The sequence below is a fragment of the Pseudoalteromonas sp. NGC95 genome (genome assembly GCF_015864705.1).
GTDB classification, from domain to species: Bacteria; Pseudomonadota; Gammaproteobacteria; order Enterobacterales; family Alteromonadaceae; genus Pseudoalteromonas; species Pseudoalteromonas arctica.
In genome coordinates this window covers 1-9,619 of record NZ_JADYWR010000046.1, presented here as the reverse complement: position 1 = coordinate 9,619, position 9,619 = coordinate 1, and the positions used below count along the sequence as shown (strand labels likewise).

The 9,619-nt window shown below is 40.8% G+C and carries 6 protein-coding genes; 2 read left to right on the top strand and 4 right to left on the bottom strand.

Going from position 1 to position 9,619, the window contains the following annotated elements; all coding sequences use genetic code 11:
• Positions 1-169: 169 nt before the first annotated feature.
• The 3 genes from I6E70_RS20315 to I6E70_RS20305 all read right to left on the bottom strand — a co-directional run bounded on the left by I6E70_RS20315 (position 170) and on the right by I6E70_RS20305 (position 4,527).
• A complete protein-coding gene (locus I6E70_RS20315) occupies positions 170-910 on the bottom strand; it encodes a phosphoadenylyl-sulfate reductase (protein WP_007582191.1) in 741 nt (246 codons plus the stop codon).
• Between the two features lie 43 nt (positions 911-953).
• On the bottom strand, positions 954-2,651 hold the full coding sequence (cysI, locus tag I6E70_RS20310) for an assimilatory sulfite reductase (NADPH) hemoprotein subunit (protein WP_007582193.1): 1,698 nt from the start codon (positions 2,649-2,651) through the stop codon (positions 954-956).
• Positions 2,652-2,712: 61 nt separating this feature from the next.
• Complete coding sequence (locus tag I6E70_RS20305; RefSeq protein WP_197189485.1) at positions 2,713-4,527, bottom strand: assimilatory sulfite reductase (NADPH) flavoprotein subunit; 1,815 nt, start codon at positions 4,525-4,527, stop codon at positions 2,713-2,715.
• A gap of 303 nt (positions 4,528-4,830) precedes the next feature.
• On the opposite strand from I6E70_RS20305, the gene I6E70_RS20300 reads away from it, so the two are divergent.
• Positions 4,831-6,456, top strand: a complete 1,626-nt coding sequence (locus I6E70_RS20300) for an endonuclease (protein WP_197189484.1) — start codon at positions 4,831-4,833, stop codon at positions 6,454-6,456.
• Between the two features lie 86 nt (positions 6,457-6,542).
• Here the strand turns inward: I6E70_RS20300 and I6E70_RS20295 are convergent, their stop codons facing one another.
• Positions 6,543-7,529 (bottom strand): hypothetical protein, encoded by a 987-nt coding sequence (locus I6E70_RS20295; protein WP_197189483.1) that lies wholly within the window; start codon positions 7,527-7,529, stop codon positions 6,543-6,545.
• 418 nt (positions 7,530-7,947) lie between these two features.
• On the opposite strand from I6E70_RS20295, the gene I6E70_RS20290 reads away from it, so the two are divergent.
• A complete protein-coding gene (locus I6E70_RS20290) occupies positions 7,948-9,447 on the top strand; it encodes a DUF3360 family protein (RefSeq protein ID WP_007582201.1) in 1,500 nt (499 codons plus the stop codon).
• The last annotated feature ends 172 nt before the right edge of the window (positions 9,448-9,619 follow it).

The window sequence follows — 9,619 nt, the reverse complement described above, 5'->3', positions numbered from 1 at the left end:
GATGGCAGAAAGCCTCATTCTAGAGCCACGAAGGGGGCGAAGTTTTCCTCGTTCAGTCAACCCAAGACCACAGCGGTACGCTAGAAATAAAAAAGCCGTTCACCTTAAGTGAACGGCATTACAGCCGAAGCTGCGTTTTTATTTGCAATTTAACTACACCGTAGTCGCGTTAAATACCGTCACCATCCATGTGTAGTCCGCATTCTCGGTTTAAACCAAAAAAGCGAGTTTCTTCCTCTGTCATTCCTGGTTCTAACTTACGTGTTGTATGTACGTCTCCCATAGACACATAACCTTGCTCCCATAATGGGTGGTAAGGTAAATCGTGCTTGGTAAGATACTGATACACGTCGCGGTTAGACCATTCAATAATCGGGTACACTTTAACGGTACCACGGCTAATTTCTACAAACTGTTTATCAGCACGTGTAGATGATTGATCGCGGCGCAAACCACTAAACCACGTGCCCGCTTCTATTTCTTTTAACGCACGGGTCATCGGCTCTACTTTATTAAGCTGATTATATTGCTTAATGCCGTCTTCGCCTTTCTCCCATAGTTTACCAAATTTAGCCTCTTGCCATGCTGGGCTAAGCGGCGCTCTATACACCTTTAAGTTAAGTGATAAACGCTCACTCATTTGTTCAATAAACTGATACGTTTCAGGAAATAAATAGCCTGTATCGGTTAATACAACGGGAATATCTGGACGTTGTGAGGTCATTAAATGCAGCATTACTGCCGCTTGAATACCAAAGCTAGATGATAAAAAAGCCGTATTAGGCAAGTTATCAAGCGCCCATGCAACACGCTGTTCTGCGCTCATATTCGCTAGTAAACCATTAGCATCAGCTAACATAGCCGTTTGGCTTTGTTTATCTAGCTGTAAAATGTTTTTAAATTCACTCATGGTAAATTCCAAACCTCACCAGCGCCAAAGCGCTGGTATTTAATTAAGCGTGAAAATCGGTTACTGATACTTTTACTTCAGCAACAATGCCTTTGCGTATAACAAAGTCACCAAAACACTCACCGTCATTGCGCTCGCTTGCCCATTGGCCAATTAGCTTATCGAATGCTTCTAGGTAAACGTCTTCGCCTACGTTCTCAAGGTACAATTTAGGAATACGTGTACCTTCTAAATTACCACCTAAGTAAACGTTGTACTTACCTGGGCCTTTACCCACTAAACCAGCTTCTGCAAGCATTGCGCGGCCACAACCGTTAGGGCAACCTACAACGCGCATAATAATGCTGTCATCGGGTATACCGTGCTTAGCAAGTAATGCTTCAGTTTTTTCTACTAGGCTTGGTAAGTAACGCTCTGCTTCGGCCATTGCAAGTGGGCACGTTGGCAGTGAAACACACGCCATAGAATTTTTACGCTGCTGCGAATCTGTGTCATCAATCAGGCCATGGCTACGAGCAATTTCTTCAATCACGGCTTTTTGATCTGCAGGTACGCCAGCAATAATTAAGTTTTGGTTTGCCGTCATACGCATGTCACCTTGGTGAACTTCTGCAATTTTACGACAACCAGTTTTAAGCGGTTTGCCTGGGTAGTCTAAAATACGACCACTTTGAATAAATAGCGTTAAGTGGTGCTTACCATCAATGCCTTCAACCCAACCAATGCGGTCGCCACGATGAGTAAACTCAAACGGACGGCTTGGTGCAAACGTAACGCCTGAGCGCTTTTCAACTTCGGCTTTAAATACATCAACACCTACACGGTCTAATGTGTATTTAGTTTTTGCATTTTTACGGTTTGAACGATTACCCCAATCGCGCTGCACAGATACAACATGCTCTGCAATTTTTAAGGTGTCTTCTAGCGTAATAAAGCCAAAGTCATCAGCCTTACGCGGATAAGTTGCTGTATCGCCGTGCGTCATGGCAAGGCCACCGCCCACTAATACGTTAAAACCAACAAGTTTGCCGTTATCAGCAATTGCCACAAAGTTTAAATCGTTAGCGTGTACATCAACTTCGTTGTTAGGTGGGATAGTTACCGTTGTTTTAAACTTACGCGGTAAGTAGTTAGATCCTAAAATTGGCTCTTCTGTGGTTTCTGCTTTTTCGCCATTTAGCCAAATTTCAGCATACGCTTTCGTTTTTGGTAATAAATGTTCAGAAATTTTTGCAGCCCAGTCGTAAGCTTCTTGGTGTAACTCAGACTCAACTGGGTTAGTAGTACAAAGCACGTTACGGTTAACGTCACCCGCTGTAGCAATAGAGTCTATACCTACGCTATCAAGCATTTGGTGCATGCCTTTAATATTAGGCTTTAATACACCATGAAACTGAAACGTTTGACGCGTTGTTAAACGAATACTGCCGTAGCTTGTTTTGTCATCTGCAAACTTGTCGATTGCTAACCACTGCTCTGGCTTAATAATACCGCCAGGCATACGTGCACGTAACATTACATTATGTAGCGGCTCTAGCTTTTGCTTAGCGCGCTCACCACGTATATCGCGGTCATCTTGTTGATACATACCGTGAAAACGAATTAGCTGAAAGTTATCGGCTGTAAAGCCACCGGTAATTTCGTCTGTTAAATCTTTTTCTATGGTGCCACGTAAAAAGTTACTTTCTCTTTTCAAACGTTCGTTATCAGAAAGTTTTACGTTTTTATCTTGTTCGCTCATTTTAAATCCTAAATTTGTTACAGTGACGGCTGCTAGCTGTTAAATAAAATAAGAAACGTGATTAATACACGTCTTTCTGATAGCGGTTTGCGCTACGCAAATCTTTTAAATATTGCTCTGCGTCTTCATTGCTCTTGCCTGTGTTTTCTTTAACAATATCAAGCAAGGCGTTGTGTACATCTTTTGCCATGCGATTTGCATCGCCACAAATATAAAAGTGAGCGCCAGCTTCTAACCATTCAAACACGTCTTTACTGTTACTGCGTAACTTATCTTGTACGTATACTTTTTCGGCTTGGTCACGGCTAAATGCAACATCTACTTTGTTAAGTAAACCCGATTTTAAATAACCCTGTATTTCTACTTGGTATAAAAAGTCTTGAGTGAAATGTGGGTTACCAAAAAACAACCAGTTTTTGCCTTGTGCTTCACGCGAATCACGTTCTTGTAAAAATGCACGGAACGGCGCAATACCCGTACCTGGGCCAACCATAATCACAGGTGTATCATCGTTAGTGGGTAGGCGGAAATTGTCGTTGTGTTCGCTAAATACTTTAACTTTACAACCTTCTTCTGCACGACGAGTTAAGTAACCAGTACAGCCACCTAAATGCTCGCTATCAAATGCATCAAATTGCACTAGGCCTAGTGTTAAATGCACTTCGTCTTCAACCTCAGCTTGGCTAGATGCAATTGAGTACAAACGAGCTTGTAGTTTACGTAGGCAATCTACTAATGTTTGCGCATCAATGTTTGCAGGGTTTTGGCGAATCACATCAAATATTTGACGAGGTTCAATATACGCACGCATTGCAGCTTTATCTTCTACAAGCTTTAATAATTCAGGCGTACCAGTTGCTATTGCGTATTTTTCTACAAAACCTGGGTATGACTGAGTCAGCTCTAGTTTTTCAATAAGTGCGCCGCGTACGCTTAGCTCTTCATCACCTACTTTTACAATGCTTGTTGCATCTATTTGAGTAAGTGTAAGTACTTCATCAACTAATACATCATCATTTAAAAAGTACACACCTAATGAATCACCAGGTGTGTAAGTAATGTCTGAACCTTCAAGCGAAATTTCAACGTGGCGTACATCTTTAGTTGAGTCGCGACCGGTAATTTTTTGAACTGTTAATAGCTCTGCTTCAAATGGATTTTGCTTTGTGTATTGGCTTGAAGCGGTCGTTGGTGCGCCAAATGGCATTGATACAACTTGACCACCAGCGGCTTCTTGCTGCGCTTTTAAATCAGGTTCGAATGCATCAACTGCACCGGCAATCCATGTTGCAGCTTCATCTTCGTAATCTACATCTAAATCAGCACGTTGATATATGGTTTGCGCACCGAGTTTATTTAAACGCTCTTCAAAATCTTTTGCTGTTTGGCAGAAAAACTCATAGCTAGAATCACCTAAGCCAATAACCGCTATTTTTACATCGTCTAGTTTTGGCGCTTTTTTAGTGGCTAAAAATTCGTGAAGTGTTTCTGCGTCTTCAGGTGGCTCACCTTCGCCGTAAGTAGATACAACGATAGTTAAAAACTTTTCTTTTTTCAGGGCTGTTGGTTTGTAATCTGACATGCTAACAAGCTTAACTGCTAAGCCTCGCGACTCAGCCTGCTCTTTCATTTTGGTAGCTACACCTTTTGCGTTACCTGTTTGCGAACCATATAAAATAGTTAGCGCTGCTGCATCACCCGCAGCCGGTACGCCTGCCGTAGGAGCACCTAACGCAGCCGAATTAGCATTTGCAGCTAAGTAACCGCTTACCCACGCTTGTTGAATTGGATTAAGTTCAGCCACTAAACCTTGCAGCTTTTGTACTTGATCTTGCGATAGCGGGCTTGCCGCAGCATTTAGTTGACCTAACAACATGAATCGATTCCCCATAACCCTGAAAATTAAACACAACACACTTTGTGTATTGTTAAAAATGAGTTTTACCTCATCCAGAGCGTATCTGTTGAGGTTTTCTAAGTATGTAGGATAACGGGCTCTGCATAGATAAAAAAAGAATAGAATCTGCTTTGATATTCCATTTAGTTATTAATTTATAAAAATACCTTCAAAAACAGATTAAAGGGCGATTATTGCTTTTTACAGTACTTTAAATTAACAATTTTGTAACCTAACTAATGTAGGGTATATTCCTCATTCAAAATAAAAATAGGAACAACCATGTTACACGGGAAATATAAAAATAAACTACTTAGTACCGCATTGTTACTTGGCTCATTACCTGTAATGGCCAATGTAGCTAATGGCGGCTTTGAACAATGGACTGGCAATACACCTAGTTCTTGGAGCACTATTGATAGCGGAATCAGCTTAACGCGCTCAACCAGTACAGTTAAAAGCGGTAGTAGCTCTGCTGCTGTCAATGTAACAACAGGATCGCAAAGTAACACTGATTTACTACAACAAGTTGCTGTTAAATCAGGTAAAACCTATAACTTTTCGGCGGATGTTTACCACACCGAAGGTAAAATTAAAGCTCGCTTGTATGTAGATGGTTATCAAGGCTATTCAAATCAAGCACAAACTAACCAATGGCAAACAGTTAGCCATAGCTATACAGCAAGCAGTAATAAAACAATTAGTGTTGGCCTAAGGTTTTACGATGTAAGTGGATTTGATGGCAGCGAAACCGTATACGTAGATAACTTTTTACCAAACGCTGATGGCAGCGCATCAACAAGCTGTACCGACAATAGCCTTACTTTAACGCTTAATACCGATAATTACGGTAGCGAAACTAGTTGGGCCGTTAATAACAATCAAGGTAGCGCTGTTGCTAACGGCAGTGGTTACGCATCAAACACTCAGTATGATGAGCAAATATGCCTAACTGATGGTACTTACACACTTGTTATTAGCGACAGCTACGGCGATGGCATGTGTTGTTCAACAGGTAATGGCAGTTATGCGCTTAAGCAAGGCTCTACCACACTTGCTAGCGGTGCAAGTTTTAGTAATACAGACAGCACGGCATTTACTTTAGGCAGTGGCTCTGGTGATGGCGGCGGGAGCAACCCAACACCCACTGGCTACTATGTTACTGCTCAAGGGTTATCGGGTTATGCACTAAAAACTGAGCTTTATAATATTATTAAAGATCATAATGCACAGGGTTACTCAGCTATTTGGAGTTTTTATGACTCATCTGCACGTGATACATACTTTGAAAACGATAACAGCATTTTAGATATGTATAGCGAAAAACCAAACGGCTCTGACAGCTACAATTATGCTGCGGTGAGCGATCAATGTGGTAACTATAGTGGAGAAGGCGGCTGTTACAACCGTGAGCATTCATTTCCTAAAAGCTGGTTTGGCGGCACTATTGAGCCAATGAACTCAGATGTGCATCATATTTACGCAACCGACGGTTATGTAAACTCAAAACGTAGTAACTTCCCATTTGGTGAAGTAGCAAGCGCTTCATTTACATCAACTAACGGAAGTAAACTAGGTTCTGCCGCAAGTTCATTAAATTACTCAGGTACTGTATTTGAGCCAATTGACGAATTTAAAGGTGACTTTGCTCGCGCTTATTTTTATATGGCAACACGCTACGAAAATGTAATAGGCACTTGGCAAACTAAAACAACTTCAAGCAATGCGGTACTTAATGGCTCAAGCAACAAAGTATTTGAAAGCTGGGTTGTAGCCATGCTGCTTAACTGGCATAACAGCGATCCTGTAAGCCAAATGGAACTTGACCGTAACCAAGCAGCCTTTGAATTTCAAGGTAATCGTAATCCGTATATCGACCACCCTGAATTTGTAGAAATGATCTGGTAAAAGTTAGCAGTTAAAACAAAAGCCTTTGCAAATGCAAAGGCTTTACCTTTTAGCGTGTAATATTTTTATAAACACAATGCTTTAAGCTAATTATAAGAAGCAACTGCGATAAGTGATTTTTCAGCTCTGTTTTTCATCAACGTTAAAAGTGTGTAATGAAAATCTTGAAATATCACCTCACCCCATATTCGCGAATAAACACCAAAATTTGTATTATCTTGCACGGTCGTTTTTAACGTTAAAATCGTATTGCCGCTTTTATCTTCACTTAACTCATATCCACCGTAAAGAGGTGAAAAGTATTCACCGCCTAGTTTTACGTGTTTATCGAGTGCGTCATCGGGGATAGCATCTGGGTCTATATCAAATCTATAAAGCATCTGTTTATTTGGTTGCCAGTCGGTTATTACTTCTTTAAACACAACGCCTTTTTGCCAAGTACTTGTACGAACAGCGCCTATACCGCTAGCATTCATACTTGCCTTTAATGGCTTTGGTACACCAATTAATTGAGTGAGTGAAAAAGGCACTTCCTGTGGTTTTATGTCACTCACATTAGCTAACTGCTGCCACACAACATTGATGGGCGCGTTAATAGCTATTGAATTTGTTACTTCGTAGGTTTTTGATAAATGTAAAAAGTTAACTTCAATAGGTGAGAGCAATATAGGTAACAACGCGATTGATAATAAAGAACTATTCGCTTTTTTTATTTTACGTTTTCTAACAAGGCCCGCAAGTAACCCACCAATGCTGGCAAAAAACATAAAAGCAGGCAAAGCCATTGCCACACAAATGCTCCCTTCAAGCAAAGTAATTACACTTACAAATAAAAAAACAAAAATAGGCTGCCAAGCAATCGTGATCATTTGCCTTTTAGTTAATGTTTTTGATTCGTTGTACTCAAAGTGAATACGAATATAGCCAATAGCAACAGGCACTAAAAACATAAATGATATAGAGACTAAGCTACCTAAATTATAAGCATTGACTAGCTCTACAAACAGCCGCATAAATATGCCGTAAAGCGTACCAAGTAAAATACCAATTGATTTAGGGGAGTTGAGTTGCATCTCTATTCTTTATTGTTGTTATTAACAATCCGAAAGTAACAGAAGTATTATTTCACCACAAATAAAACGAAATTAACGGCTGCTACCAATAAGCTTTTCAAACAAAGCGGCTTTTACAGTCACTAAGACTAAAGGATAATAACCTGCCATTAACACTATTCCCCGTTATAAACAGTAATCAAACTCTTTAAAATAAAAAACAAGCCATTGATTTATAGTAATTTTAAATCATTTTGTGTGGTTTTATAATTTTTAACGTAAAGCTGATTGTCAGATTAACTGTATTAAAAACAACCATGCACGACCTTTTGCCTATACATCCCAGCCTAAGAGCTGATCTACCCTGCATGTTCAATATTCATTTGCTTTAACAAAAGCCGTATTTATTTGATTAAGCAACAATGTTGCAGGAGAACGCATGCAAACTACACCACCCGGTGATGCACCATCAAACACGCACAAGGATGCTCAAAGCTACGAGCAACTTCACAAGCCGAGTTCAGAGTTTAATACTCGCGACGAGTATCTCGAACATGAATTACAAATTATGCAGCCTAAGCGCTGGCGTCCTAATTTACCGTTTAGAGATTACAGATTTGAATTTGAAGACACCATTCCAGCAATGGCAGGCACAATTGGCAAAGTCGTTATGGTGGGGGCTATTGCAGCAACCTTTGCGGCGCCTCTTGGTTTAAGCGATGCATTTGTTTTAGAAAATGTACGTTACGAATTACTCATTGTTTCTATTTTTATCATCTTATTCTCAGGCTTTATTTTACCAACAGCCAACTTGGCTGGTACTCACGGCCCGCTTATTCCGTTAATTCCTATTGTTGTTGCTGCTGGCGGTCACCCTATGGCGTTTGGCTTACTCATTGGTGCCTTTGGTTTTATTTTAGCCATAACCAAGGGAGGAAGTATGCTCGCGCGCCTAACCAGTAAAGGTGTATGTGGCGGGCTACTTATTTATTTAGGCTTTATTGGTACTATTTCGCAAGTTAAAAAGCTGTTTGCTTGGGCTGAAGCCATTGATATGGCACACATTGCGTTTATTGTTATTTTAGCCACCATTTTATTGTATGCGCTATTAGAGCACTTTAAAAAGCGTTGGTTAGCCGTGCCGTTAAGTTGCCTTATTGGTGGCGTGGTTGCCTTTGCCTTAGGCGCACCGTTTGAGTTTCATACTGCACCGGGTTTACCAAATATGAACCCAGCTTACTGGTGGGGCGAAAACACGGGTTGGATGCTAGGTTTACCAACACTTGAAAGCTTTGTTGTTGTACTCCCATTTGCAGTGCTCGCCGTTGCTATGTGGTCTCCTGATTTTTTAGGCCATCAAGTATTTCAAAAAATAAGTTATCCGCAACGCACCGAAAAAGTGCAAATGAATATCGACGACACCATGCTAAGTGCATCGGTTAGACAAACATTCGGCTCACTTGCCGGTGGTGCTAACTTTGCCTCCTCTTGGGGTACTTATATTGTGCCTGCCGCTATTGCTAAACGCCCTATCCCTGCTGGCGCTATTTTAACTGCATTATTTTGTATTATTGCTGGTTTATGGGGTTACCCTATGGATTTAGCAATTTGGCAGCCTGTATTGTGTGTAGCGCTTATTGTTGGTGTGTTTATCCCACTACTTGAAGCTGGCATGGAAATGACGCGCGAAGGTAAAACGACGCAATCAGCCGCTATTGTGGTGTTTGCTTCGACCTTGGTTAATCCTGCTTTTGGTTGGTCACTTACTATGTTACTTGATAACTTAGGGCTGATTGGCTGTAAAGAGCGCAGCGCTGAGCTAACTAAAATGAGCCGCTGGGTGATTCCACTTATCATGTTTGTGCTACTTACCACTGTAATGGCAATTGTAGGCATGTTACCCGGTATACCTGCGTTAATGGCTGACTTTAGGCATTAACCTTTAGCTATTACATCTCATATTTACCCACAAAAAAGCACGGCAATTGCCGTAATGCCGATCATTTAAGAATTAGTTAATAGCACTTGAACGATCTTCTAGGTATGTAAGAATCCGAATTCTTTTGTAGAATTCGGATTTTTTTATGCAACTTTCTAATGCTCTCGATATT